This is a genomic window from Finegoldia magna, from assembly GCF_002243175.1.
GTDB classification, from domain to species: Bacteria; Bacillota; Clostridia; order Tissierellales; family Peptoniphilaceae; genus Finegoldia; species Finegoldia magna_J.
Genome location: NZ_NDYF01000016.1, coordinates 21090 through 48052, shown reverse-complemented (window position 1 = coordinate 48052; position 26963 = coordinate 21090). Strand labels below are relative to the sequence as shown.

The window sequence follows — 26963 nt, the reverse complement described above, 5'->3', positions numbered from 1 at the left end:
GAATACAACCATATTTATGATAATAAGAATTGAAATTTGAAAACATTTATCTTTTTTTAGTGGTATAATAATTTTAAAGCAAATATTACAAGAATATTTGAATTTTAATAATGAAAGGAGATTTATTTAAATGTATGAATTTAAGCTTGTAAAATCGTATAAAAAAGAATTTGTGCTTGTTGTCTTAGCCTCTATCGTAAGTTTGATTTGTAACTTGGCTTCAGCTTATATATCAAAGGAGCTAATAAATGCAGCGGTTGGGAAAACGAATTTTAATTTATGGGTTATAGTTGTGACAATTATTATTATTTCCGTGACCAAACCTTTTGGAACGTATCTTGTCAATAAATCGTCATATAACTTTGCAAAAAGCTTTATGATAGATTACAGAAAATCTATAATTGATAGTTATGTTTTGAATGAAGGAGAAATGTTATCGTCTGATTTTTTGAATACTGTTAATCAGACGACTACCAAGTTAAAAGATATGTTTGTAATGCCTTTTTTGAAAAACATTAGGTACGCAATTTTATTTATAGGAGCAAGTATCTATTTATTGTACATAAACAAAATAATTTTCTTGCTTATTGTTGTTTGTTCTGTGTTGCCACTTATAATTCCGCAGATTTTTAATAAGAAAAATCAAACATTAAGGATGGATTCCATAGGAGAAAATGAACAATTCATAGCTAAATCAAAAGAAATTACAGATGGTTTTGAAACAATAAAATCGTTTGGAATTGAGGATAAAATTATAAATCTATTTGAAAAGTTAAATAAAAAAATCAAAAAAAATTATTTCTTGCCAACAGATTCAATGTTTTTCAAATGGTATTTTCATTCTTTATATCAATGTTTGGGATTGTATCTGCACTTGTAACAGCTACATATTTGTCAAGCAAAGGTCTGATAACAGCAGGGGAAATAGGAGCAATTATTCAATTATCTAATTATATTGTTGATCCTGTTACAACAATTCCAGCTAATGTTATTAGTATAAAGTCTGTTGAAATGGAAATGAAGAGAATAGATAAAATGATTGCTAAAAAGAATACTAATTCAAAAGAGCATGAAAAATTCAAATTAAACAATCAAATATCTATCAAAAATTTATCGTTTAAATATGGAGATAATGAGGTTTTAAAAGGTATTTCACTTGATCTTGAAAAGGGTAAAAAATATGCTGTTGTAGGAGAAAGCGGAAGTGGTAAGAGTACATTAGCTAATATTTTATTGAGAAGACTTGATTATGAAAATGGATCTGTGAAGTTTGATGATACAGAATTAAAATGCATAGATGAAGATGATTTTTATAGCAATATTTCATTGGTGAGTCAAAATGTGTTTTTATTTAATGATACTTTAAAAAATAATGTTTGTTTATACAATGATTACAGTAAGTCGGATTTTGAGAGATCTATTGAAAAATCAAAATTAAATAGTGTTATAGAGGATCTAGAAGAAAAAGAGAATACAGTTCTTGGAGAATATGGCATATCACTTTCGGGTGGAGAAAAGCAAAGAGTTAGTATATCTAGGGCACTTATTAAAAATTCATCATTTGTTATTATGGATGAAGCAACTTCATCATTGGATATCAAAACAGCGAGGGCTATTGAGAATACTTTATTATCTTTAAATCAAACTATTTTGGTGATAACACATAGAATTGACGAGAGCATTCTGAAAAAATACGATAAAATATTCTTGTTAGAAGACGGAAGAATTACACAAAGTGGAGATTATTCAGATATAAGTTATTTTAATGAGGTGTTATCATAATGAAAAACATTAGAGATTTATTAATTAAACAAAATTTAGGACAATTTATAGTATTCATTATAACCGCTGTCATAGAAATTCTAGCAGAGTTGTCATTTGCGTTTGCATTTAAGGTTATATTTGATTTGGCTACTGGAAGTACAGTTTATAGTGTGAAGGAAGTAGCGGCTATAATCATTCTTTCATTGTTGTTCAAGATATTAGCAACATATTTTATTGAAGTTCAAACAGAGAGATTGAGCATTAAAGCTATGGAAGATTTTAAGTTAAATATGATGAGTTCATACTTAACCAAAGATAACGAAATGAACACATCAAATATTTTAAATGTAGTAACTGATTTATCTGAACAAATTTCTGAGATGTACGTTAAACCTTTTTTGACTATTGTTAGAATGATTATAATGTTCATTGGAGCTGCATTTGCGATATTTATGAATCAAAAAGCCGTTTTACTGATAGTGTTCTTGGTAGGTTGGATTCCATTGATTTATTCTAAGCTTTCATCTTCTAAAACACAAAAATCTAGAGGAGAATATATTCAAACCAATGAACAATTTATTTCAAAATCAAAAGAAATAGTAGATGGATATGATTTAATAAAATCTTTTAAGATTGAAAATAGAATTTTAAATATTTTTAAGAATCTAAATATAAAAAATGAAAATGCGCGATATACTGCTGACAAAGATAGATCATTTTATTCAAGCGTTTCAATTTCTATAAGTTCAATTGTGTATGTAGCGAGTCAATTAGCTGCATTTTCATTTGTAATATTCAAAGTTATAAGCGTTGGACAATTCATGATGGTGATACAATTATCTAACTTTGTTCAACAACCACTATCTGTGATTCCTGAAATGTATAGTGTTATGAAAAGTATGGAAGATCAAGTGTCTTCTAAATTAAAAATGATTAATGAAACGAATAAAGATACGAGAAATGCTAAGTTTAACTATAATGACACAATTTCAGTAAATAACTTAGAATACTCATATGGAGATAACTTAGTATTAAGTGATATAAGTTTTGACTTAGAAAAAGGTAAGAAATATGCAATAATTGGAGAAAGCGGAAGCGGAAAGTCTACATTAGCTAAGATTTTACTTGGAAGATTAGAAGATTACAAAGGAAGTGTAAAAATAGGACAAGACGAAATTAAAGATATCAATAGAAAATCTCTATACTCAAGTATAGTTCCAGTTAATCAAGAAGTCTTTATGTTCAATGATACGATAAAAGAAAATATTTGTTTATATAATGAATTTTCTGATGATAGAGTTGAATATGCAATACAAAAGTCAGAATTATCCAAATTAATTGATTCGTTGCCTAATAAACTTAATACTATTTACGGAGAAAATATGAGGGATTTTTCAGGTGGTGAAAAGCAAAGAATCAGCATTGCTAGATGTTTGATAAGAGACTGCGATATGATAATTCTAGATGAAGCCACATCAGCACTAGATTTTAAGAACTCAAGATTAATAGAAAATACTATTCTTTCATTGAAGCAAACAGCACTTGTTATAACTCATAAATTGGACGAAAAGATTTTAAAAAAATATGATGAAGTATTTGTCCTTGTTGGAGGAAAAATTGTTGAACGAGGAAAATATGAAGATTTAACTTATTTCAAGTAACATATCTGTACCCATAAAATTATTTTATTTTGCTACTATAATTAGATGCAATTTGCGTATATTATAGAAGCGAGGTGATTTGAATGGATTTAAATGAAAAATTAAAGGGCGGAGTAATAATGGATGTAATCAATCCTGAACAAGCGAGGATTGCAGAAGCGGCTGGAGCTGTAAGCGTAATGGCACTTGAAAGAGTTCCTGCAGATATTAGAGCTGCTGGTGGGGTTAGCAGAATGAGCGATCCTAAAATGATTGAGGAAATCATGAAAGCTGTCAAAATTCCAGTGATGGCAAAAGTTAGAATTGGTCATTTTGTTGAGGCACAAATCTTGGAATCGTTGGGAATTGATTACATTGACGAATCAGAAGTTTTGTCTCCAGCAGATGACAAATATCACATCGACAAATCAAAATTTAACACTCCTTTTGTTTGTGGAGCGAGAAATTTATCGGAAGCTTTACGAAGAATCAAAGAGGGCGCCAAGATGATTAGAACAAAAGGTGAAGCTGGAACTGGAGATGTTGTCCAAGCTGTTACACATATGAGACAAATCATGGGCGAAATTTCATTGGTGAAGTCTTTGAAGGAAGATGAATTGTACGACAAAGCAAAAGAAATGGGAGTTTGCTTTGAATTATTGAAATACGTGCACGAAAATGGTAAATTACCTGTACTTAATTTTTCTGCAGGTGGAGTAGCTACTCCTGCTGATGCTGCGTTGATGAGACAATTGGGAGCTGAAGGTGTTTTTGTTGGTAGTGGAATTTTCAAAAGTGGAAATCCAGAAAAACGCGCCAAAGCTATCGTAAAAGCTGTGGAAAACTACAACAATCCAGATGTTTTGCTTGAAGTGAGCAAAGATTTGGGAGAAGCAATGGTTGGAATTAATCCAGATGAGATAAAAGTAATCATGGCTAATAGATAAAACGAAATAAACTAAACAATGGCTACCTGAAAATTGGTAGCCATTTTTTATGATATCATTTTCTTAAAATTCATTGTAATAGATACCGGTATTTACTATAATTATTAATGAAAGGGGTAGAACATGAAAAAACTAACTACATCAAAATTTTTATTAGATAATAAATCTAAATTACAAGAAATTATAAAAAAATTGGAAACTGATTTCAAATACGTTTCTATTTTGGGTTGCGATGTTGATGGTGCAAGTTATTCTGTGACGACATCTGCAATTTCATTGAATCCTTCTCCTGATTACCAACGTGGATTTGTAATCAGAGTGTACACTGATTTGGGATTTAGTGAGTATTCATTTAACGAAGTAGACGTTGAAAAAGTGTGCGAAAATGTCCGCAAAATCGCACTTGAAGATCGTAAAAAAATCGTCGAAGGCTTGGATAGAGTAACATACGACAGACTTCCAAATGATGACGAAATCACAAAAGAAAAAATCACTGAAGTTGAAAACTTGCCAGAAGAAGATAATCCAGAAAAAATCATCACTACTTTGCAAAAAGTTCACGATGAAGTTAAAGCAAAATACGAAAAGATCGTTCAACTTTCTTTGAGATTGAATATTACGCAAGTTAATAAAATTTTCTTATCGAAGAATAAAGATTTGTACCAATCTTACGCTTATTCAACAGGATTTGCAATGGCAGCAGCAACTGATGGGAACAATACTAAAATAGATTTCATTTCTAATTCTGGATTGTGTGGAAGTGAATTGATTTCTGAATTCGAACAAGCGGCAGAAGATGCTTGTAGAAGAACTGAAGAATTACTTACAGCAGACAGAGTTGTTCCTGGAGAATACGACATAATTTGCGACCCTGATTTTACAGGATTAATCGCTCACGAAGCTTTCGGTCACGGTGCTGAAATGGATATGTATGTAAAAGAACGTGCAAAAGGAAAAGAATACCAAGACAAGAGAGTTGCAAGTGACAAGATAATCATGCACGATGGTGCGACAGCTTTCGATGAAGTGTCGAGCTATTTGTTTGATGACGAAGGAAACTTGGGAAGAGATACTGTGATTATCGACAAGGGAATTTTGCGTCATGGAATGTGCGACGAATTGTCTGCGATTTTGTTGGGACAAGAATCCACAGGAAATGGCAAGAGAGAATCTTTCAAGAGAAAAGCATACACTCGTATGACGAACACTTTCTTCGAAGAAGGAGAAGATTCTGTTGAAGATATGATTAAATCAGTCGACAAAGGATATTTGTTGGAAGGTTTCTCATCTGGAATGGAAGATCCAAAAAACTGGGGAATTCAATGCGTTGCAATGAAAGGACGTGAAATCATAGACGGCAAATTAACTGGCAAAATTGTAAGCCCTGTTTATTTGACAGGATATGTGCCTGATTTGTTGCAATCAATCACACAAGTTTCCAACGGACTTGTGCTTTCTGGCGGAGGATATTGTGGAAAAGGCTGGAAAGAATGGGTTAAGACATCAACTGGTGGATCATACATTAAGGCAAAGGGGATTTTAAGTTAATGGAAAGATTAATTAATATATTAAAACAAAACGAAAAAATTACCGACTGGATAGTTGTCAACACTGTGTCCAAATCTAACGAAGTATTTTTGATCAAAGACAAAGTGGACATGAATAGAAGTTGCGTGACTAATGAAACATCTGTAAGAGTGTTCGTTGATTTTGAAGAAAACGGAGACAAATTCAAAGGTGACAGCACAGTAGTGTTGAATTTGAATGACAGTGACGATGAAATCAAAGAAAAAATCGACAGGACTGCTTTTGCAGCGAAATTTGTCAAGAACAAATACTACGAACTTCCAGAAAAAGAAGAAGGTTATTCCACTCTTAAAGACATCAAAGTGTGCGAAGATTTGACAGACAATTTCAAAAAAGTTCACGATGTAATCTACAAAGATTACGGCTACCAATCAAAGGTGAATTCTTGTGAGATTTTCGCCTATGAAAACCACAAGCATGTCGTTACATCAAAGGGAGTGGATGTAGAATATCCATCTAACAAGTTTACATTCGAAATAGTAACTGATTGTAACGTTGGAGATGAACCTGTCGAAATATTCAACGGATATGATTTGACAAGTATCGATTATTCGAAAATCGAAGAAATCGTCGACAAACAACTTTTAGAAACTGAAAAAAGATCCAGCGCCGTTAGAAATGAAAAAATGGAAAATATGAGAGTACTTTTATCAAACGAAGCTGTGGAAGAATTCTTGTATTACTATTACGACCAAGCAAGAGATGCCATGATTTATCAACAAATCAGCTCTGCAAAATTAGGCGACAGATTCTTCGGAGACAATCCAAAAGTAAACTTCAACATGAAAATCAATCCAACATTGGAGACATCAATCAACAAAAGACCTGTCGATTCAGAAGGTAAAAAACTTGTGGAATATGATTTGTACAAGAATGGTGTCGTAGAAAACTTGGTTACTAACGCAAAGTACAGTTACTATCTGAACGTTAAAAATATGGGACAATCGCCAGTTTTCGAGGTGTGTGGTGGAGATATTTCTGTCGAAGAATTAAAATCACAAGACTACATTGAAGTGTTGGCGTTCTCATCATTTTTGATGGACAGCGCTACAGGAGATTTCGGTGGAGAATTCAGACTTGCAAGACTTGTAAAAGATGGCGTGGAATCATTCATAACAGGTGGATCAATTTCATTAAATGTAAAAGACATACAAGATTCTATGATTTTCTCAAAAGAATTGAAATCTCGAAAGAACAGCTTAGCTCCAGCAGTCATTGCATTCGATAATGTGACTATTGCAGGAAAATAAGGAGGTAAAATTGAAACAAAAAGATAGATTTGGAGTGTTGGAATTATATGCGTATTGTATTGGATACATTTTATTGATATCAATCTACAGATTTTTCAGGACAAATGAGTTTGATGCTGTAGGATTTTTGAAAATAGCAGCTACAATATTTGTAGTAGCATCGGCTACGTTTGCTATTTTCAATAAAGGATCATTCAAAAAAGCATCTTCTGATTACAAGTTAGCTATGATAATGATAACAGCTGTAGTGTCTATTCTAGTTTCGGTATTTATATTCTAAAAAAATAAAGGTTTGAACATTGGAAATCCAATATTCAAACCTTTTTTAAATTCCGAGAACAAATTCGTCGTCGTTGTGAATTGTTTTAACCAAAAATCCTGATTTAACCAAGAAATACGTCGTAGTGATTGTCGACAAAACATCAGACACCGGCATAGCTGACCACACGCCTGTAAGTCCGAAAAGTTTTGGAAAAATCAACATCAACGGCAACAAATAAATAAGTTGTCTTGTCATTGTCAATATGAAACCAATTTTTGGTTTGCCGATTGCTTGGAACAATGACGATCCAATTATGGAATATCCAAGCATGAAAATCATCGAATTGTATATTCTAAGTCCAGGAATTGCGATGTCTTTGATGACTGCATAATCTTCTGGTCTTGAAATAAAAATCTTCACCAACAAATCCGGTCTAAGCATAGTGAATGCCCAGTTTAAAACCATATACACAGTTCCAGCTACAATTGCAATTCTAAGAGTGTGTTGAACACGTCTGTATTTGTGCGCTCCGAAATTAAATCCTAAAATTGGTTGGATACCTTGGTTGATACCAAAAATCGGCATGAATGCAATTTGTGAAACACTATAGATAACACTCATTGATGATGTCGCCAAGTCGCCACCGTAAATTTTAAGGAAATTGTTGAAAATAATATTAATACCACTAGCTACAAGTTGCATTGCAAATGGAGCAGAGCCCAGTGCAAAAATTTGTTTGCAGTAGTGCAAATCAAGCTTGAATGTTTCTTTTTTAAGTCTCAACAGTGCACGATCTGAAAGGAAATATCTAACAACCCAAATACAAGACAAAATTTGACCGATAATAGTCGCCCAAGCAGCGCCTTGTACTCCCATTTTCATAGGGAAAATGAACACATAATCCAAAATAATATTGCTGATCGCGCCGATGAACATCGTCACCATCGCAGCTCTAGGATTACCCTCGCCACGAATGAAGTTGTTCATTGCAAAACCAACCATCTGAAAAGGTGCACCATACAAAATAATTTTTCCATATCCATAAGCGTAAGGCATCAAAGTGTCACTTGCGCCGAAAATTTTCAAAAACCATTTTAAATTTAAAAGAAAAATCGCTGATATCAAAACCCCGAAAATAATAGATAGAACCATAGATGTGCCAAGAATGATTTCTGATTCTTTTTTCTTACCTTCACCGAATTTGATTGAAGAAAGGGAATTGCCACCCACTCCAATCAACATTCCGAATGCCATCAAAAATAAAAAAATCGGGAAAATCAAATAAACGCCACCAATGGACATTTGATTTACACCGGCACCAAGGAAAATTCTATCTATAACATTGTACAAAGCTTGAATTAACATTCCAACAGTCGCTGGAACTGAAAACTTCCAGATTAATTTTGGAATGGATTCATTGCCGAGAAGATTTGATCGTTGTTCGTTTAAATTTTCTATAATAATCGCCCCCTAATCAAAATAATACAAGCTATTATACATTAAATACCAAACATAATCAATGATTTATAAAAACTTTCAATAAATAACTAAAGCAATTAAAATCTTATTATGATAATATAGAAGTAAGAATAATAATAAAAAGGATGATAACATGAAAATATTACACGTAATCGCACAACTTCCGAAACAAACAGGAAGCGGCGTTTATTTTACAAACGTAATTCAATTTATGCGACAAAATCATGAAAATGCTGCTATATATGGAATACAAGATAATATACAATTAAATTTGGACGACAATATAATCAAATATCCAGTGGAATTTAAAAGCGAAAAGTTGAACTTCCCAATAGTTGGAATGAGCGATGAAATGCCGTACGATTCCACAAAATACAGCGATATGACACACGATATGATTGAAGATTGGACAAGTGAATTCACAAAACAATTGAAAAAAGCAAAACAAGAATTCAAGCCAGATGTCATCGTATCTCATCATTGTTGGATGCTAAGCAGTCTCGTGTTAGATATTTTCGATGAAACTCCTGTTTTATTACTAAATCATGGAACCGACATCAGACAAACAAACCTCAACCCAGAATTGTTTATGACTTGTGTGGATAATCTAAACCGCGCACAAAAAGTCCTAGCACTAAGCAAAAAAGACGTAGAACCAATCTCTGGTATATTTGGAATCGACAAAGAAAAAATCGTTGTAACGGGTGGAGGCTACAACAGCGGCATATTTTACAGAAGAAAAGAAGACCCACAAAACGACAGAATAAGGCTTTTGTTTGCAGGGAAATTATCGCACGCAAAAGGAGTGTACGAACTTTGCAAAGCTTTTAAAAAACTAGAAGAAAAATACGATAATTTGGAACTCACATTAGTTGGAGATGTGGATATAGAAACAAAAGTTGAGTTGTGGGATAACACAGGAAATTCACTTCACTTTGATTTGCACAACACATCTTGTCAGAAAAAACTCTCCAATAAAATGAGAGAATCTGACATCTACATTTTGCCAAGCTATTATGAAGGATTGGGACTCATTGCAATCGAAGCATTGGGTTGTGGAATGAGAGTCGTAGTCACAGAAATAGAAGGACTCATAGAAACATTAGGCGATGATATAAATGAAAGTAGCGCAATTGAATTTGTCGAAATGCCACGACTCAAATCAATCGATGAACCTTATGATTCAGAAATCGAACCATTTGTTGATAGATTAGCAAAAGGAATTGAAAAACAAATAATCAGAGTACAAAACAAAGAACCAATACCAGAAAAAATTCACGAATTAGTATTAAAACATTCTTGGGATCACATAATGCTTGAAATCGAGAATGAGTTAATGGAGATTGCAAATTTACAATAGAATATAAAATTTACTGAATGCAGCTTTTAATTTATTAAGAGCTGTTTTTGTGTATATAAGATTGCTAAAAGTAACGTATAAAATTTTAGCTAGCTCAATATTATGTGTTTGAAGATATTGATAAGCACGAAACTTTTTTTAAAATTAATTTGATAACAAATATCATTGAAAAGGAATTGAGATTATAGTAAAATAAAAAAAGTTCTTTAGATGATAAAGAATATCATTATTAACTTAATAGGAGGTTCGTATGAACAAAAAGAAGATCATTTTTTCTTTAGTTTTTGTATTTGCTTTGCTTTTTGGATTAAATATTAATTCTAAAGCAGTTGATGACAAATATACAGCGGATGATTTTGAAATTGTGGGAGATACTGTATACGGTTTTTCGAAAAGCGGAGTGCAAAAGCTAAAAAGAAATCGAAATGTTGTGCTACCAACAAAAAGCAAAGAAAATGTAGATTTGAAAAAAATAGCAAGTTTTGCTTTTGTCTACAACAAGAGTAGTGCGATAGATGAGTATACTCAAAGAGAAGGCGAAAATGGAGAGGTTAACAACTTAGATGTTGATGGAAACGAAATTAAAAAGCTAGGAGAGGATTTCCATCAATTAGACATAGAATCTGTAGAGATTCCAGAAGGATATACTTATATTGGGCAAGATGCTTTTGAAGAAAATAGTAATATTAAAAGCGTTAATTTACCAAAGACCATCACTAAAATTAGTGATTATGCATTTGCACATCTAAGTTTAAAGACTATAAAATTACCAGATAATTTGAAATTTTTGGGGGATCAAGTATTTTTTGATAATCAAATAGAAGGCAAACTTATTTTACCTAAAAATTTAACAAATTTAGGAGAAAGATCTTTTAAATCTAATCAAATTACAGAATTAGAATTTAATTGTGAAAAATTGGAAATTATAAAAGAACAAGCTTTTCAAGATAATAAAATTAAGCAAGTGAGACTTACAGATAGTGTGAAAAAAATTGAGGTTGGTGCATTTAGTGGAAATCCTGGTGATGAAAATTATGCATTGAAAGTTGTGCTTTTGTCAAAATGTAATGTTGACAACAAAGATTCTTCTTCCATTGTTAATCCGACAGAAGAAGACAAGACAACTTCTGTGGATGTGGATAGTTCAAAATGGGATGAAAAAGATTTTGTATTTGATAAGGGTAAGGTTCTAGGATTTTCTAGTATCGGGAAATTAAAAGTTCGTGAAAACAAAAATCTTGTGATTCCTGAAAAGAATGGGAAATATGTTGTTGATGAAATTGGCGATGATGCTTTCAGAAATGTGAATTTTGAAAATAGTAGTTTAAATAAATACGATTTAAAAAGCGTAAAACTTCCGAAAACGGTGAAAAAAATCGGAAAATTTGCATTTCAATCTAATTATTTGACAGAATTTGAAGCACCAGAGGCTCTAAAAATCATTGGAGATGGAGCTTTTATGAATAACAAAATAGAAATGCTTGAATTAGGTGAAAATACTGAAATAATTGGAAGTAGCGCTTTTCATATTAATAAATTATTTGCAATTGTGATTTATCCAAATGTTAGAGAAATTGGGATTTCAGCTTTTAGAAATAACGATGCACAAAAAGTAATGTTTATGGGCGATAAAGTTGAGAAAATAGGAGAAATGGCTTTTTGTAATAATAAAATATCTGAGTTAGATTTGAGCTTATTAACAAAATTAAAAGAAATATCTGTTCAAACTTTTTACAAGAATAGCATTACAAAGGTTACATTGCCAGAAAATTTAGAAAGTGTAAGAGAAGAAGCGTTCAGATACAATAATTTAAAAGAGGTTGTTTTTTCAAATAAAATCAAAGAAATAAGATTTAATGCGTTTGACGATAACAAAGTTGAGGATAACTACAAAAAAGTATTAGTTAGAATAAAAGGAAAGACACTAGCTGATGGAAATAATTTTGTTGTTAATCCTGAAGAAATTACGAAAAACAAAGATGATTTGAAAAAATTGTTGGATGAATTAAATAAGTTAGATTTAACCGCACTTAGAGATGATACTCAAAAGCAATTCAAAGATATGAAGACTGAAGGCGAAAAGCTGTTAAAGCAAGACAAATTATCTGAGGGAGCGAAGCTAAAATACATCTATGATACTCAATTTTTTGTAAATCGATATAAGTTAGACTCATTAATAAAAAAAGGAGAACTAACTATTAAAAATCATCCACAAAATTCTGAGATTTTGAAAGATAAACTTGAATATGCTAAAAAATCTTATAATAATTCGGCTGTAGCGGACAATAAATTAACTCGTTTAACAAAAGAATTACAAAGTCTTATTAATGTTGTTGAAAACAAAGAGAATATGGCAAATTCAATTATGAAACAAGGCCATTTTGAACTTAAAACTCCACTTCCGATTCCATCCTATCATATTGGAATGAATGTGTATTTTGACAAAAACGGCAAAATCTTGTATGTGTTAGATATGTCTTATACTATTGGAAAAGGACAAAAAGACGAGTACGGAAATGAGATTTTGAATGTTGATGAAGATAATGAAGGTTATCATATGTTGGCTTTGGAAACTTTGGATGATTATGAAGGGTTAAATTATTCAGATATTTTGAAATCAAATGTGGATAGTCTTGGAAAAATTAGAAAAATTGATGATAGAGCAAAATATCACAGAGAAGGGATTTTTAAAGCAATAAAAGATGCTTGCAAAGATTTTGAAAAGGATAAGCCAGAAAAGCCTGGTACAGTGACACCAACACCAAGTGTACCTGGAACAGTAATACCAACACCAAGCGTACCTGGAACAACAACACCAAGCACACCAGCTCAAACAACAAAAGCTACAACAAGAGTTGCAGGAGCTGACAGAATACAAACAGCAGTAGAAGTATCCAAGAAATACTACGAATCTGCTGACACAGTAATCGTAGCAAACTACGAAAAATTCGCAGACAGCTTATCAGCATCAGCATTATCAAAAGCATTAAAAGCACCAATATTGTTAGTACAAAAAGATCAATTAGATTCAGTAGTAGCACAAGAAATCAAGAGATTAGGCGCTAAGAATGTAATCGTAATAGGTGGAGAACAATCAATCGACAAAACAAAAGACAGCCTATCACAATACAACGTTCAAACAATAGCTGGTTCTGACAGATACGAAACAAGTGCTAAGATTGCACAAGAAATCATCAAACGTACAGGAACTAAACAAGCAGTCATCGCAAGTGGTGAAACATTCGCTGACGCATTAACAGTAGCACCACTCGCAAACAAACACAACATGCCAATACTACTTGTACAACAAAACAACATACCAAAAGCAACACAAGAAGTATTGAAACAAATCGACAAAGTAATAATTGTAGGAGGAGAAAAAACAATCTCCAAAGAAGTAGAAAACAAACTTCCAAACCCTACAAGAATTGCAGGAGCAAACCGTTACGAAACAGCAAAGAAAATCTACGAATACGACTTCAAAGACAGAAAAGAAGTTAACATCGCAAACGGAACAAACTTTGCAGACAGCTTAGTAATAGGCTTCATTAATTGCCCAATATTATTAACAGAAGCAAATGAAATTCCAGAAGCTACAAAACAAGCTTTTGAAGAAGCTAAATTTGAAAAAGTTAATGTATTTGGTGGAGAAAACTCAATAAGTGAATCAGTTGTAAAAAAATTGATTAAATAAATTTAAAACGCAGCACATCAAAAATATTGTGCTGCGTTTTTACACTAAAACATAATCTCTACTAATTTGAACATAATTAGTACACATTCATAGTCTATTATATAAGCATAAACAAAGTAAGTTTAATCTCAAGAAACAATCTCCTCCCTTAATATTGTTTTAACCTTAGATTAAACTGGAGACCACTCAGATGGTCTCTTTTTTATATTAAAATTTTAACCTAAAAAGCTAACTCATTTTTGAGTTAGCTTTTCTTCTATAATTTTATTGCTCAAATGATTTGGATAAGAATTTGAATCTTTTTTCTATTACTTTGATGTTTGATGGTGTTTTTTGGTACAATTCGCCGTCTGTATCTGCGACCAATCCTTCAGGTGAGATGAACTTTATTTCTTTTGCTTTGAATGTTTTGACGCCTTCGTTTTGTTCGTTAAAATCAAAGCTGTTTGATTGTCCGAACATTGCTTTGAATGCTCCGATGTTTGATTGTTCAACTACAAATACGTTCAACACTCCATCGCTTGGGCTGATGTCTGAGATTGGAGCTTCAACTCCTCCTGAGTACAATCCGTTAGCGACAAATACCATAACTGCATTTCCTTTTACTGTTTCGCCGTCGATTTCCATTTCGTAATCAAAGGAATTATCTTGTGTCAATGTTTCAAAAACTTTTGGTATATATGTCAACACACCGAATGTTGATTTGTCAGCGTCTTGCATTTTTTGTGCGTTTTCTGATGCCATTCCTACTGTCCAGAAATTCAGAGCGATTTTGTCGTCATTTAATATGCAGTCGTATTCTTTGACTTCTGCATCTAACAAATTTTCACTTGCTTGGACAGGATTTGCACCGATGTTAACAGTTCTTGAGAAATCGTTGAACGATCCTCCAGGAATAATTCCTATAACAGGATCCATATCGTAATCGTACAATCCGTTGATGACTTCGTTTATCGTTCCGTCTCCTCCGACTACGATTACCAAATCAAAATCTTTTAATTCTTCACATTTTTTGTAGAAATCACCTTGTTCTTGGCTTTGGAAAAACACTGTTTCATTTGATAATTTTAATATATTAGGACTACATTTGGATAATACTTCAAATATGTCTTGTTGTCCTGAATTATCGTGATACATCACGATTGATTTTTTGAATTTATTCATTAAATCCTCCTAAAAATTTTACGATTTGTACGATTATAATTATGATAGGTTGGTGAATTAAATAAATCATCAAACTTTTTTTGCCCATTTTAGATAATACATTCTCTCTTACATTTAATTGTATATCTAAAAAGTCACCTGCGCAATATCCAACTAAATACATAAAATACCAAGGTAGTAATGGAAAATAATCACCGCTGTTAAACTTATTGTTGTAGAATCCAACGAAACTAAACAGATTGGTACTTATATCCATTGGGTGAGAGCTTAGTTTGTAAGTTAGTATGAACATTACAAATGATAGGGCACACAATATTTTTTTGTTAAGGGTTAATTTGTCGACAAATATCGTTATGAATGATGCCAAGCACAACAGATGAATTATTCCAAAAACTATGAAAAACTCATTTGCGAAGAAATACGTCACAACGCTCAAAATCATAGCTACGATAAAAAGCGTTATGGTGTGTTTCCTGTGATTGTGAGATAGGTTGAAGCAGTAGCCTGAAATCAGAATGAAGCTAATGCAGATGAATCTCTCCCAAATCATGCCTGGCGTGTTTTCAAACCATTCGATTCTGAAATTTTCCAGGTAGACCAAATCGAACAGTAAATGGTAGATTACCATGTTGACAATTGCAAATCCCCTTAACGTATCGATCAAATTATTTCTTTTCATCATATCATTGGCGAAAATACTTTCAGAATTACGGATAGTATTTTTCTAAATACGCTTTGGTTTTCCAATTGTCTTGAAAATATTTCTTGTGATTGTGATTGCATTTCCAAGAAGTCTTCCTTTAAATCATCGACTATGTGTGAATCGTAGTACATCGCTCCGTTTTCGAAATGCAGATACAATGATCTAAAATCCAAATTGATTGAGCCGATGACGCAGTGTTTGTCATCTGAAACACAACTTTTTGCGTGTAAAAATCCCGGAGTATATTCGAAAATTCTAACACCCGCTTCCAAAAGCGTTTTGTAGTAAGTTCTTGTAACCATATACACCAATTTTTTGTCTGGAATTCCAGGCGTTATGATTCTGACATCGACACCACTTAAAGCAGCATCTCTAAGCGAATCTATCATATCATCCGAAGGAATTAAGTACGGTGTTGTAATGTAGAAATATTTTCTGGAACGTGATAATAATTGCATATACGTACCTTTTCCAACGGGTATATTATCCAGTGGGGAATCAGTGTAAGGTTGGCAGTAGCCTTCGTTTTCAGAAACATCACGAACAGTTTTTTCGAAATAATATTTGTAGTCAAGCTCATTATCGTCGTACAATTCCCAAATTGACAAGAACATTATCGTAAATGACCACACGCTATCACCAGTGACTCTGATACCAGTGTCTTTCCAATATCCAAATCTTTGGATTTTGTTCATGTACTCATCTGCCAAGTTAAATCCGCCAGTGTAAGCAACTTTTCCGTCGATAACGACGATTTTTCTATGGTCTCTATTGTTGTGACGGGGCATCGGTAGAACTCTGATTTTATTAAAAACTTGAACCTTGATGCCTTTTTCTTCTAGTTTTTGTAATATCTACGAGAAAGTTTGGTGATGCAGCCGAAATCGTCGTACAAAATCCTGACGTCGACTCCTTCTTTTACTTTTTGTTCCAAAACGTCCAGAATATTATTGAACATATAACCTTCTTCGATAATGAAAAACTCCAAGAAAATATAATCTTTTGCGTTTCTCAAATCTTCCATCAAATATTCAAAGAAAACCTCGCCGTTTTTCAAATATTTCGAACTTGTTTTTGAAAATACAGGAGCGTGAGCTGTCGTGTTTATGTAAGTTGCGATTGACTTGGAGTCACCCTCCAGTTCGTCAATTACATTACCATTCGACAATATATGGTTGTTAAACGATGAACTAATCTTATCCATTCGTCTTTGTTGTGCACGAACGAATCTGTTTCTTCTGAAAAACAAATAGAACACCGCTCCAAACAACGGGAATATCCATATAGGAATTAGCCATCCTAGTTTGAAACTCGGGTTTACATCGGTGTTGACCACCATTATAGTAAAAGCGAAGGATATTATAATATTTAATGTGTATACATACACAAAATTTCTTTGGAAACTTAAAATCAAATAAACTAATAGGGAAATTTGAATTATAAATACAATTGCCAAAAGCATTATTCTACTAGTTAAAAATTTGAATAATTTTTTCATTTGCACCTCCACAAATATTTTTAAATTTACTTAATTATAACACAAAAACCCCGACAAACTTTGAAAATCAATTCAAAATCGCCGAGGTCTATTTTTAAAAATATTATACTAATTTTACTCTGTGATATACTTTTTTACCTTTTTTTATAATAAGTTCATCGTCGTTAAAATCGTGAATTGTTACAATTCTTTTTGGATCAGCTTCCTTCTTGTCATTAACAGAAATTCCGTTTTGAGTTACAAGTCTACGCGCTTCACTGTTTGATTGAGTAAGTCCTGTCATTGTCAACAAATTCAATAAACCAATTCCATTTTCAAAATCCAAAGCTTTCATTTCAGTTGTTGGCATATTTTCGTCAACAGCATTTGAATTGAACAATGCATTTGCTGTTTGACGAGCTTCTTCTGCTTTTTCTTCTCCGTGAACTAATTTGCACACTTCAAATGCCAAAACTTCCTTAGCTTTATTGATGTCACTTCCCTCTAAGCTTCCAAGTCTTTTACATTCTTCAGTTGGCAAGAATGTCAACATCAATAAGAATTTTTCCACATCTCTGTCGTCTACATTTCTCATGTATTGGAATAAATCGTAAGGAGTTGTTTTGTTTTCGTCCAACCACACGGCGCCTTTTTGTGATTTACCCATTTTAACTCCGTCAGCAGTAGTTAAAAGTTTGAAAGTCATAGCGTAAACTTTGTCGTTTTCCAATTTTCTAACCAAATCGTATCCGCCCAAAATATTAGACCATTGATCAGAACCGCCCATTTGTAATTTACAACCGTATTTTCTGTACAATACCAAATAGTCGTATGATTGCATCAACATATAACTAAATTCAAAAAATGTTAGACCTTTTTTCATTCTGTTCTTGTAACTTTCCAAAGTCAACATTTGATTTACAGAAAAATGAACGCCAATTTCCCTCATGAAATCCAAGAAATTCAAATTCAACAACCAATTTTTGTTGTTTTCAATATAAGCCTTGTCTTCACCAAAATCGATAAATCTAGTCATTTGAGAATAAAATCTTCTGGCGTTTTCGTCGATAACTTCCTTAGTCATAATACTTCTCATATCGTTACGACCAGAAGGATCACCAATCATTGTAGTCCCGCCACCTAAAAGGCAAATAGGAATGTGACCGTGAGCTTGCATTCTCATCATAACCATAAGTTGAATAAAATGGCCAATAGTCAAACTATCTGCAGTCGCATCAAATCCAATGTAAAATGGAACTCTTTCTTTTCCGAGTAAATCCTTCAATTCATCTTCGTATGTAGCTTGTTCAAAATATCCACGCGCTACCAATTCGTCATACACATTTTCATGTTCAAATTCGTAATTAATCATAAACTCCTCCTATAAAATAAAAAAACTCTTGACACGAAAGGGCGAATCTACGCGGTACCACCTTTCTAATCAAAAGCTTATGTTCCATGCAAAGTATGAAACTACCTTGAAAACTCATGTGTTGTAATTCCCGAATAATCGGTACTGGTCACAATCATAATTTTCTATTGAGTTATTAAAATTTTATACTAGAATCTAATTCTAGTCAATAGCAAAATGGTTTTTTTATAATTTCGTAGCCAAATGATTGATAAGCACATCAATAGCAACCTTGTTCTTGCCACCTTTTGGCACAATCAAATCGGCAAATTTCTTACTAGGTTCCACGAAAAGCTCGTGCATAGGCTTTACAGTTTCCATATATTGAGTCAAAATCGATTCAATAGTTCTTTCACGTTCCACAACATCTCTTGTAATTCTTCTTTTGAGTCTGACATCTCCGTCGCAGTCGACGAAAACTTTCATATCCATCAAATTGCGAAGCTCTTCATTTTCCAAAACCAAAATTCCTTCTACAATCACAATTGGCTTTGGGAATTTTTTCAAAGTATCAGAACTTCTAGTGTGAATTGTAAAATCGTAAGTTGGAATGTCGATTTCTTCATTATTTATAATTTTTTTAACGTGATCAATCAACAAATTTGTTTCAAAAGCTTGAGGATGATCGTAATTCAAACACGCACGTTCTTCCATTGTCAAATCATCATGAGCAAAGTAATAATTGTCGTGTTCAATAATTTCTATTTTATCTTCAAAATGTTTTTTCAAAGTCTTCACGATTTCAGTCTTACCTGAAGCACTTCCACCTGCGACTCCCACAATATACGGTTTCATATTAGCCTCCTAGTTATTAGTTAATTTTAATATAAATTTTACAATTTTTCAAGGCTGTGAATTAGGATAACCTTTTAATGATTTGTAGAATAAAATTATAAATTGTGCTAAAATAATATTGATATGTTTTATTTTGTAAATTTTATTGCAAACTTTACAAAAAATTCAAGCAAATCACAATTACGGAAAATGTTTTAACAAAAGGAGATTTGAAATGTCAAAAAACACCAAACTTATTATTTACTCGTTGATTTACATATTGTTCATGATAATCATCAGATACACATTGTCTCATGCGCATGGATTTTTGATTGACCATTGCTTGATGATATTCTTGGCTATCGCAGCATTACTTGGATATTTTCATGGATTTATTTTCAAATTCAATTTCACAATTGTATTCGTAGCGATATTCATGATGCTTTTCATAGGGCAAATGACACCTCCATCAAGAGGATTCATCGAATACTCATTTATCGACTTTTATTACGTGTCGGCGTCGACGATTTTTATGTTAGTAGCAGACATTGCAGGTTCCATCAGAAAAACTCACTTGATTCAAAAAGAGATTTTCTTGGAACAATTAGAAAAAGAAAAAAAGGCGAAATTATTTAAATCGTAATCAATTAAACCATCAAGTGTTTTGCTTGATGGTTTTTGAAATTTTGGTGCAAATTGCTTTAATGTGGAAAAATAAATAAAATAATGTTAAAATATAGATTATAGTTTATTAAAAGAGAAGGAAGAGAATGAATATACTACAAAAATTATCAGAAGAATTAGACATAAAATATGATAACGTTGTTAAGACGGTTGAATTATTAGATGAGGGAAACACAATTCCTTTTATAGCCAGATACAGAAAAGAAATCACTGGGAATTTGACTGACGAAACGTTGAGACAATTAAACGATAGGCTTACATATTTGAGAAACTTGCAAGAAAGAAAAGACGACATCACACGTCTTATCGATGAACAAGGAAAACTCACAGAAGATTTGAAAAAACAAATCGACGAAGCGACTATTTTGACAGAATTAGAAGATATTTATCTTCCATTTAAGCCTAAGAAGAGAACTCGTGGATCAATCGCTGTGGAATTGGGACTTCAACCAGTAGCAGATATGATAATGGAGAAAACTCACTCTTTATCTGAGATTGAGAAAAAAGCCTCAGAATTTATCAACGGAGAAGAAATCAAAACAGTTGATGATGCTATCGCGAAAAGTTTGGACATCATAGCTGAGTTCGTATCTGAACAAAAAGTGTTCAGGGATATCGTTCGTAATTCGTTCATTATAGACGGCATTATGAAAACTGAAGAAAAAAACGAAGACGAATCCGGCACATACAAGATGTACTACGATTATTCAGAAAAAGTAAAAGATGTCAAAGCGCATAGAATTCTTGCAGTTTTCAGAGGAGAAAAGGAAGGATTCTTGAAAGTTTCATTCGTATTAAATGACGATTACAATATTTTCAAAATTATGAGAAAAATCGCCAGACAAAATGATTTTGAAACTTATGATTTGATTGAAAAAGCAGTCAAAGATAGTTACAAGAGATTGATCGTTCCATCAATCGAAACAGAAGTGCGCCAAAGTATGAAAGAAATGGCAGACGACGAATCAATCGGCGTATTCAAAAGCAATTTGAAACCGTATTTGATGCAACCACCTATAAAAGAAACTGCGATTATTGGACTTGACCCTGGATTTAGAACTGGTTGCAAAGTGGCTGTAATATCTGAATATGGTGATTTCTTGGACAGCGCAGTAATTTATGTGACTGATGCGAGAAAACAAATCCAAAGAGCAGACGAAACTTTGAAGGATTTTATCGACAGATACAACGTAAAGCTAATTGCAATCGGTAACGGAACAGCTTCTCGTGAAACAGAAAAATACGTATCTGATTTGTTAGCGCAAATCGACGATGAAATCTTCTACGCAATCGTAAACGAAGCGGGAGCTAGTATTTACTCTGCATCAAAACTTGCAATCGAAGAATTCCCTGATTTAGATGTAACTATCAGAGGTGCCATCTCAATCGCACGTCGTATCCAAGATCCATTGGCAGAATTGGTAAAAATCTCTCCACAATCTATCGGAGTCGGACAATATCAACACGACGTCAACCAAAAGAAATTAAAATCATCACTTGAAGAAGTAGTGGAAGATTGCGTTAACACAGTTGGTGTCAACATCAACACAGCAAGCTCTGCGCTTTTGAATTACGTATCTGGAATTACAAAAACAACTGCGAAAAACATCGTGGATTACAAAATAGAAAACGGACCATTCACTAATCGTCAAGAAATTTTGAAAGTAAAAGGAATTGGACCAAAAGCATTCGTACAATGTGCAGGATTTTTGAGAATTCCTGAAAGCGAAGAAATATTGGACAACACAGAAGTTCACCCAGAAAGCTATGAAATCGCAAAACAAATCATGAAATACGATTTGAACGATATCGATGTGAAAAAACTTTCCGAAGAATTGGAAGTAGGAGAACCTACTTTGCGTGATATAATCGAAGAACTAAAAAAACCAGGCAGAGACCCACGTGACGAAATGCCAAAACCAGTTCTAAGACAAGACGTATTGTCAATCGACGATTTGGAAGAAGGAATGATAGTCACAGGAACAGTCAGAAACGTCGTGGACTTCGGTGCCTTCATAGACATCGGAATAAAAGAAGATGGACTTTGCCACATATCTAAAATGAGCGATTCGTACATCAAAAACCCAAGAGAAGTGTGCGAAGTAAGTGACACCGTAAAAGTAAAAATAATTGGAATAGATAAAGAAAGAGGATTAGTTTCTTTGTCGATGAAGTTATAAAATGAGCGCTATTGTAGCGCTTATTTTTGTGAGGTGAATTATGAATACAAAATACGTTATAAAAAATGCAGCTGTTAGTCCAGATGATTACAACGATTTGCGTGAAAAATCTGGCATTGGAAATAGAAAATCTAAGGAGAATGCGAAGGTTGCAATTGAAAATTCCCTTTTCATTACATCGATTTACGATGGAGAGAAGTTGATTGCGATGGCAAGAGTTGTCGGGGATGGGGCAATTAGTCTTGTGGTTACTGATGTTATGGTGGATTCAAGCTATCAGAAAAATGGTTTGGGAAGGGTTTTGATGAATGAGGTTAGCAACTACTTGGACGAAAATTACGATGAAGATGCGTATATTATTTTGTTGGCGAACACTCCTTACGACAAATTTTACGAAAAATTTCATTTCCAACAATTTCCTAACAAGAAGGGTATGCTGAGAGTTTTGTAGATTTTGAATTAAATATTTTAGTAACACAAAATCTTTGTTAATATTTTTAACGAAAAATGATTTATTAATTAGTCGTATTATGATAAAATTTATTCAACGCGAAAAGTTTTTTCGTAAAATTTATAGGAGGAATTTATGAAATCTAAATCTAAGATGAGCTATAACTTGTCGGTAATTTTACTAATTCCACTTGGTATAGCTATCAATTTTGTTGGTGCAAATTTGACTGCAGCATTAAAATTGCCCGTTTATTTGGATGTTATAGGAACTGTGTTCACAGGTGTGTTGTGCGGTCCATGGATTGGTTTTCTTACAGGTGTTGTTACAAATATAGTGACATCTGTTACTAATCCAACACAACTTCCTTATTTGGTTGTAAGTGGTGCGATTGGTTTGGTTGCAGGGATTTGCGGCAAGAAGGGAATGTTTAAAACTCCAGCAAAGACATTCGTAGTAGGAATTATTATTTGGCTTGTGGCGATGATTACGTCTGCGCCAATTACTGTTTTGGTTTTTGGTGGTGTTACTGGAGCGAGTGGTTCAAGCGCAATCACGACATTTTTGGTTGCAACAGGAAAAGGATTATGGGAATCTGTTATTGGTTCGACTGTTCTTACAGAAACTTTGGACAAGTTTTTGACTTCATTTGCAGTTTATTTCCTTATAAAATCCATCCCTAACAGAAATTTGTTGAGATATCCTAATGGAATTCAATACATAAAAGAAAAGAAGAACAAATACGTGAGAGGTGCAAAATGATATCTAAAATTTTCCCAACAACAAAACTTTTTATGGTCATAGTTACAGTTATTATTTCGTTAGTTTTGCCATGGCAATTCGCGTATCTTTTCGTACTTCCATTAAGTTTGATTTTGGCTTTAGTGGACAATAAATTCAAACAATACGTAAAAAAATTGTGGATAGTTTTGTTATTAGTATTATTAATAATGTTTTTGTTCCAATTATTCTTGGACAAATCAACAGAAAACGTGTATTTGAATTTAGGATTTATGAGAGTGACACTTAACGGAATATTGAATGGTTTGGAACAAACAAAGTTCATTCTTACACTTATAACTTTGTTTTTGTTGTTCTTCGAAACAACTGATATTGAAGATTTGATGATAGCTCTTCAACAAAAAAGAGTAAGTCACGTTACAAGTTACGTTATTATGGCGACAATGACTATGATTCCAGAAATGATTAAGAAAAGTTCCAAAATCATCAAAGCACAAGAAGCGCGTGGAATTGAAACTACAGGCTCCATTAAAAACAGAGCGAAGGCGTTCTTTCCGTCACTTGGACCTTTGATTATATCTTCACTTTCAGAAATCGACGAAAAGACAATTACACTTGAAGCGCGTGGATTTGCATCTGAAAACGAAAAAACATGCCTCAAGGAAATCAAGAAAACAACTACGGACAGAATAATTTTTTATGTTTTCATTGCTTTGGTTGTGTTGGCATTGGTGTGGAGGTTTAAATAATGACAGAACTTAAAAATGTTTCGTTCAAATATGAACTTCAAGAAGAAAAGACGATAAAAAACTTGGATTTGCACGTACAACAAGGAGAATTTGTGGGAATTATTGGGAAAAATGGTTCCGGCAAGACGACTTTGTGCAATATTATAAGAGGAATAATTCCGGATTTCGTTCAAGGAGAAATCACAGGTGACATAATCATTGACAATAAAAATATCAACGATATTGAACGTGGAGAAATGGCGGAATTAGTTGGATTTGTATTCCAAAACCCATTCAGCCAAATCTCTGGAATAAAGAAAACTGTATTCGAAGAAATAGCCTATGGACTGGAAAACCTTGGAGTTCCAAGAGAAGAAATCAGACAAAGAGTAACTGATGTCATTAAATTACTTAAAATAGAAGATTTGCAAGATAAAAACCCTAACGAATTATCAGGTGGACAATCGCAAAGAGTAGCGATAGCTTCAATCATCGTAATGAATCCAAAAGTGTTGATATTCGATGAGCCGACAAGTCAGCTTGACCCACTTGGAACGGAAGAAATTTTCGATATTTTGAAACTTTTGAAATCACAAAACAAAACGATAATATTGGTTGAACACAAAATTGATTTGATAGCAGAGTATGCCGATAGAGTTGTGGTGATGGATGATGGAGAAATCATCTTCAACGATGAGACTCACGAAGTTTTATCCAACGATAAAATCGAACAGCACAACGGATCCATGCCGATAGTTTCAAAACTTGCCTACAAGATGAATGCAGAAAAGCCAAGATTTTTCAAAAATATTCCTATAACTTTGGATGAATGCAAGAAAGAATTGGAGGAAAATTAATGAGCAAATTAGAATTTAAAAATGTAAGCTTTACTTATCCCAACGGATTCAAAGCGATTAACGATTTGAATTTGGTCGTGAATTCTTCAGAAAAAGTTGCAATTGTAGGACAAAACGGAGCCGGTAAATCAACTTGTGCAAAACTAATGAACGGATTATTGAGACCAAGCTCTGGGGAGATTTTGCTAGACGGGAAAAACACGAAAGATATGACAACAGCGCAAATCTCCAGAAAAATTGGCTACGTCTTCCAAAATCCAAACGATCAAATCTTCAACTCCACAGTTTACGATGAAGTCGCTTTTTCGTTGAGAGCATTAAAAGTCGACGAAGATGAAATGGACAAACGTGTCAGACAAGCTTGTGAAATCTGTGAACTTTCAGAATATTTGGACGACCATCCTTATGATTTACCATTTAGTACGAGAAAATTCATCACGATAGCAATTACAATTGCAAATGACTGCGACATTTTCATATTTGATGAACCGACAGCAGGACAAGATGCATATTCTATGAGTTGCTTAAAAAGAGTCATCGATCATTTGCACGATTTGAACAAAACAATCATAACGATAACTCACGATATGGAATTCGTCGTTGAAAACTTCGACAGAGTTGTCGTGATGTCCAACAAAGAAATCATTAAAGATGCTGATAAGAAGGAAGTTTTTGATGAAGATGAAATCTTACAAAAAGCATACATCCAACCACCTGTTGTCAAAAGACTTTGCAACTCAATTAATTTGAACGAAAAATTATTGTCGGTGGATGATTTTGTAGATTACATCAAAAATTTTGGAGGTGCTAATGATTAATTGTATATTGGATTTTGATCCGGGAGTTGATGATGCAGCAGCTTTATTTGCAATTAAAAATTCGAAAAATTTAAAGCTGTTGGCACTTTCTTCAGTAAACGGTAACGTATCAATCGAACACACAACAAGAAACATGCAATGCTTGGCAAAACTTTTGGACATAAATGTTGCGATGGGAAAAGGACAAGAAGTACCACTTGTAAGAGAGCCTTTCTTTGCAACGGTTCACGGAGATGATGGAATTGCAGGATTCAGAGATATGATCGAATCAGAAGATGTGAATGAACTTACAAGCGAAAATTCCGTTACAATGATGCACGAAATTATCCAAAACTCAACTGAAAAAATCACGATAATCGCAGTTGGCCCACTTACAAACATTGCACTACTGTTAAGAACTTTTCCGGAAGACAAGAAAAAAATCGAACAAATCAGCATCATGGGTGGCTCCATCACAAGAGGTAACGTCACAAGTCTCAGTGAATTTAATTTTTTCGTCGATCCAGAAGCAGCGAAAATCGTATTTGAAAGCGGAGTTAAAATCATAATGGCAGGACTAAACGTAACACAAAAAGCCAGCATAACTGATGAGCAAATCCAATTCTTGGACACAATTGAAACGAAAAGAACGAAATTTGCACACAGAATTTTGAAATACTACGCATCAAACGATGCAGGAATTCACGACCCTTGCTCAGTAATCGTATTGGATAACCCAGAAGTTTTTGAAACGGAAGATATGTACATCAAAATTGATGTGCAAAACGACGAAACAAGAGGAATGAGCTACAGAGATTTAATCAAAGAAGAAAATGGTGAATTCAACTGCAAAGTGATTACTAAAATCGACATAGATAAATTCAGAGAAATATTGATGCAAGCTCTAACAGAATGAAATTTACTCCGGGAAATATCTCGGAGTTTTTTGCTTATGGAAGAAAATTTCCTGAGAAATTATTGATTTGTAAAATAAGAGTAAAATTTACATTTTTATT

Annotated in this window: 24 protein-coding genes; 17 read left to right on the top strand and 7 right to left on the bottom strand. The window is 33.2% G+C overall.

Going from position 1 to position 26963, the window contains the following annotated elements; translation table 11 throughout:
* Nucleotides 1-130: 130 nt before the first annotated feature.
* The 7 genes from B9N53_RS07480 (at nt 131) to B9N53_RS07450 (ending at nt 7468) form a co-directional block, all read left to right on the top strand.
* On the top strand, nt 131-880 hold the full coding sequence (locus B9N53_RS07480; protein WP_094204377.1) for an ABC transporter transmembrane domain-containing protein: 750 nt from the start codon (nt 131-133) through the stop codon (nt 878-880).
* Nucleotides 829-1782: an ATP-binding cassette domain-containing protein gene (locus B9N53_RS07475; protein ID WP_094204376.1), complete on the top strand. Its 954-nt coding sequence runs from the start codon at nt 829-831 to the stop codon at nt 1780-1782. The genes B9N53_RS07480 and B9N53_RS07475 overlap by 52 nt, the downstream gene beginning before the upstream one ends.
* The gene (locus tag B9N53_RS07470) at nt 1782-3425 is read left to right on the top strand and encodes an ABC transporter ATP-binding protein (RefSeq protein WP_094204375.1); all 1644 of its coding nucleotides are present in this window, start codon (nt 1782-1784) and stop codon (nt 3423-3425) included. The genes B9N53_RS07475 and B9N53_RS07470 overlap by 1 nt, the downstream gene beginning before the upstream one ends.
* Before the next feature lie 83 nt (nt 3426-3508).
* Complete coding sequence (gene pdxS, locus B9N53_RS07465; protein WP_094204374.1) at nt 3509-4351, top strand: pyridoxal 5'-phosphate synthase lyase subunit PdxS; 843 nt, start codon at nt 3509-3511, stop codon at nt 4349-4351.
* A gap of 123 nt (nt 4352-4474) precedes the next feature.
* Nucleotides 4475-5899, top strand: a complete 1425-nt coding sequence (locus tag B9N53_RS07460; protein WP_094204373.1) for a TldD/PmbA family protein — start codon at nt 4475-4477, stop codon at nt 5897-5899.
* Entirely contained in the window at nt 5899-7188 is a 1290-nt protein-coding gene (locus tag B9N53_RS07455) for a metallopeptidase TldD-related protein (protein ID WP_094204372.1), read from the top strand. The genes B9N53_RS07460 and B9N53_RS07455 overlap by 1 nt, the downstream gene beginning before the upstream one ends.
* Before the next feature lie 10 nt (nt 7189-7198).
* Nucleotides 7199-7468: a hypothetical protein gene (locus B9N53_RS07450; RefSeq protein WP_094204371.1), complete on the top strand. Its 270-nt coding sequence runs from the start codon at nt 7199-7201 to the stop codon at nt 7466-7468.
* A gap of 45 nt (nt 7469-7513) precedes the next feature.
* Here the strand turns inward: B9N53_RS07450 and B9N53_RS07445 are convergent, their stop codons facing one another.
* Nucleotides 7514-8848, bottom strand: a complete 1335-nt coding sequence (locus B9N53_RS07445; RefSeq protein WP_275542216.1) for an MATE family efflux transporter — start codon at nt 8846-8848, stop codon at nt 7514-7516.
* Between the two features lie 214 nt (nt 8849-9062).
* On the opposite strand from B9N53_RS07445, the gene B9N53_RS07440 reads away from it, so the two are divergent.
* Together B9N53_RS07440 and B9N53_RS07435 are read left to right on the top strand one after the other, a co-directional pair.
* Nucleotides 9063-10289 (top strand): glycosyltransferase family 4 protein, encoded by a 1227-nt coding sequence (locus B9N53_RS07440; RefSeq protein ID WP_094204369.1) that lies wholly within the window; start codon nt 9063-9065, stop codon nt 10287-10289.
* Between the two features lie 250 nt (nt 10290-10539).
* Nucleotides 10540-13983 carry a leucine-rich repeat protein gene (locus B9N53_RS07435; protein WP_094204368.1) on the top strand — a complete coding sequence of 1148 codons (3444 nt, stop codon included), beginning with the start codon at nt 10540-10542 and terminating at the stop codon, nt 13981-13983.
* A gap of 264 nt (nt 13984-14247) precedes the next feature.
* Here B9N53_RS07435 and B9N53_RS07430 read toward each other — a convergent pair whose 3' ends face one another.
* The 6 genes from B9N53_RS07430 to udk all read right to left on the bottom strand — a co-directional run bounded on the left by B9N53_RS07430 (nt 14248) and on the right by udk (nt 19533).
* The gene (locus B9N53_RS07430; protein ID WP_094204367.1) at nt 14248-15147 is read right to left on the bottom strand and encodes a diacylglycerol/lipid kinase family protein; all 900 of its coding nucleotides are present in this window, start codon (nt 15145-15147) and stop codon (nt 14248-14250) included.
* Nucleotides 15140-15826: a heparan-alpha-glucosaminide N-acetyltransferase gene (locus tag B9N53_RS07425; protein WP_242432448.1), complete on the bottom strand. Its 687-nt coding sequence runs from the start codon at nt 15824-15826 to the stop codon at nt 15140-15142. The genes B9N53_RS07430 and B9N53_RS07425 overlap by 8 nt, the downstream gene beginning before the upstream one ends.
* Complete coding sequence (locus B9N53_RS09435) at nt 15826-16638, bottom strand: phospholipase D-like domain-containing protein (RefSeq protein WP_242432447.1); 813 nt, start codon at nt 16636-16638, stop codon at nt 15826-15828. The genes B9N53_RS07425 and B9N53_RS09435 overlap by 1 nt, the downstream gene beginning before the upstream one ends.
* 50 nt (nt 16639-16688) lie before the next feature.
* Entirely contained in the window at nt 16689-17348 is a 660-nt protein-coding gene (locus tag B9N53_RS09430) for a PLDc N-terminal domain-containing protein (protein ID WP_242432446.1), read from the bottom strand.
* Between the two features lie 103 nt (nt 17349-17451).
* The gene (gene tyrS / locus B9N53_RS07415; RefSeq protein ID WP_094204365.1) at nt 17452-18699 is read right to left on the bottom strand and encodes a tyrosine--tRNA ligase; all 1248 of its coding nucleotides are present in this window, start codon (nt 18697-18699) and stop codon (nt 17452-17454) included.
* Between the two features lie 225 nt (nt 18700-18924).
* The gene (gene udk, locus B9N53_RS07410) at nt 18925-19533 is read right to left on the bottom strand and encodes a uridine kinase (protein ID WP_094204364.1); all 609 of its coding nucleotides are present in this window, start codon (nt 19531-19533) and stop codon (nt 18925-18927) included.
* A gap of 214 nt (nt 19534-19747) precedes the next feature.
* On the opposite strand from udk, the gene B9N53_RS07405 reads away from it, so the two are divergent.
* The 8 genes from B9N53_RS07405 (at nt 19748) to B9N53_RS07370 (ending at nt 26863) form a co-directional block, all read left to right on the top strand.
* Nucleotides 19748-20155 (top strand): hypothetical protein, encoded by a 408-nt coding sequence (locus B9N53_RS07405; RefSeq protein WP_094204363.1) that lies wholly within the window; start codon nt 19748-19750, stop codon nt 20153-20155.
* Nucleotides 20156-20282: 127 nt separating this feature from the next.
* Nucleotides 20283-22376, top strand: coding sequence for a Tex family protein (locus B9N53_RS07400; RefSeq protein WP_094204362.1), 2094 nt, complete (start codon nt 20283-20285; stop codon nt 22374-22376).
* Nucleotides 22377-22416: 40 nt separating this feature from the next.
* Nucleotides 22417-22827: a GNAT family N-acetyltransferase gene (locus B9N53_RS07395; RefSeq protein WP_094204361.1), complete on the top strand. Its 411-nt coding sequence runs from the start codon at nt 22417-22419 to the stop codon at nt 22825-22827.
* Nucleotides 22828-22962: 135 nt separating this feature from the next.
* Complete coding sequence (locus B9N53_RS07390; protein ID WP_094204360.1) at nt 22963-23586, top strand: ECF transporter S component; 624 nt, start codon at nt 22963-22965, stop codon at nt 23584-23586.
* Nucleotides 23583-24314: an energy-coupling factor transporter transmembrane component T family protein gene (locus B9N53_RS07385; RefSeq protein WP_094204359.1), complete on the top strand. Its 732-nt coding sequence runs from the start codon at nt 23583-23585 to the stop codon at nt 24312-24314. The genes B9N53_RS07390 and B9N53_RS07385 overlap by 4 nt, the downstream gene beginning before the upstream one ends.
* Entirely contained in the window at nt 24314-25150 is an 837-nt protein-coding gene (locus B9N53_RS07380; RefSeq protein ID WP_094204358.1) for an energy-coupling factor ABC transporter ATP-binding protein, read from the top strand. The genes B9N53_RS07385 and B9N53_RS07380 overlap by 1 nt, the downstream gene beginning before the upstream one ends.
* Nucleotides 25150-25968: an energy-coupling factor ABC transporter ATP-binding protein gene (locus tag B9N53_RS07375; protein ID WP_094204357.1), complete on the top strand. Its 819-nt coding sequence runs from the start codon at nt 25150-25152 to the stop codon at nt 25966-25968. The genes B9N53_RS07380 and B9N53_RS07375 overlap by 1 nt, the downstream gene beginning before the upstream one ends.
* Nucleotides 25961-26863 (top strand): nucleoside hydrolase, encoded by a 903-nt coding sequence (locus tag B9N53_RS07370; RefSeq protein ID WP_094204356.1) that lies wholly within the window; start codon nt 25961-25963, stop codon nt 26861-26863. The genes B9N53_RS07375 and B9N53_RS07370 overlap by 8 nt, the downstream gene beginning before the upstream one ends.
* Nucleotides 26864-26963 lie beyond the last annotated feature (100 nt).

Excerpts from the sequence above, each read along its gene's own strand:
- B9N53_RS07470 (WP_094204375.1), top strand. The coding sequence starts at position 1,782 with ATGAAAAACATTAGAGATTTATTAATTAAACAAAATTTAGGACAATTT.
- B9N53_RS07435 (WP_094204368.1), top strand. The coding sequence starts at position 10,540 with ATGAACAAAAAGAAGATCATTTTTTCTTTAGTTTTTGTATTTGCTTTG.
- tyrS (WP_094204365.1), bottom strand. The coding sequence starts at position 18,699 with ATGATTAATTACGAATTTGAACATGAAAATGTGTATGACGAATTGGTA.
- B9N53_RS07385 (WP_094204359.1), top strand. The coding sequence starts at position 23,583 with ATGATATCTAAAATTTTCCCAACAACAAAACTTTTTATGGTCATAGTT.
- B9N53_RS07395 (WP_094204361.1), top strand. The coding sequence starts at position 22,417 with ATGAATACAAAATACGTTATAAAAAATGCAGCTGTTAGTCCAGATGAT.
- B9N53_RS07400 (WP_094204362.1), top strand. The coding sequence starts at position 20,283 with ATGAATATACTACAAAAATTATCAGAAGAATTAGACATAAAATATGAT.
- B9N53_RS07370 (WP_094204356.1), top strand. The coding sequence starts at position 25,961 with ATGATTAATTGTATATTGGATTTTGATCCGGGAGTTGATGATGCAGCA.
- B9N53_RS07455 (WP_094204372.1), top strand. The coding sequence starts at position 5,899 with ATGGAAAGATTAATTAATATATTAAAACAAAACGAAAAAATTACCGAC.
- B9N53_RS07405 (WP_094204363.1), top strand. The coding sequence starts at position 19,748 with ATGTCAAAAAACACCAAACTTATTATTTACTCGTTGATTTACATATTG.
- udk (WP_094204364.1), bottom strand. The coding sequence starts at position 19,533 with ATGAAACCGTATATTGTGGGAGTCGCAGGTGGAAGTGCTTCAGGTAAG.
- B9N53_RS09430 (WP_242432446.1), bottom strand. The coding sequence starts at position 17,348 with ATGAAAAAATTATTCAAATTTTTAACTAGTAGAATAATGCTTTTGGCA.
- B9N53_RS07380 (WP_094204358.1), top strand. The coding sequence starts at position 24,314 with ATGACAGAACTTAAAAATGTTTCGTTCAAATATGAACTTCAAGAAGAA.
- B9N53_RS07390 (WP_094204360.1), top strand. The coding sequence starts at position 22,963 with ATGAAATCTAAATCTAAGATGAGCTATAACTTGTCGGTAATTTTACTA.
- B9N53_RS07425 (WP_242432448.1), bottom strand. The coding sequence starts at position 15,826 with ATGAAAAGAAATAATTTGATCGATACGTTAAGGGGATTTGCAATTGTC.
- pdxS (WP_094204374.1), top strand. The coding sequence starts at position 3,509 with ATGGATTTAAATGAAAAATTAAAGGGCGGAGTAATAATGGATGTAATC.
- B9N53_RS07475 (WP_094204376.1), top strand. The coding sequence starts at position 829 with ATGGTATTTTCATTCTTTATATCAATGTTTGGGATTGTATCTGCACTT.
- B9N53_RS07430 (WP_094204367.1), bottom strand. The coding sequence starts at position 15,147 with ATGAATAAATTCAAAAAATCAATCGTGATGTATCACGATAATTCAGGA.
- B9N53_RS07460 (WP_094204373.1), top strand. The coding sequence starts at position 4,475 with ATGAAAAAACTAACTACATCAAAATTTTTATTAGATAATAAATCTAAA.
- B9N53_RS07480 (WP_094204377.1), top strand. The coding sequence starts at position 131 with ATGTATGAATTTAAGCTTGTAAAATCGTATAAAAAAGAATTTGTGCTT.
- B9N53_RS09435 (WP_242432447.1), bottom strand. The coding sequence starts at position 16,638 with ATGCCCCGTCACAACAATAGAGACCATAGAAAAATCGTCGTTATCGAC.
- B9N53_RS07440 (WP_094204369.1), top strand. The coding sequence starts at position 9,063 with ATGAAAATATTACACGTAATCGCACAACTTCCGAAACAAACAGGAAGC.
- B9N53_RS07375 (WP_094204357.1), top strand. The coding sequence starts at position 25,150 with ATGAGCAAATTAGAATTTAAAAATGTAAGCTTTACTTATCCCAACGGA.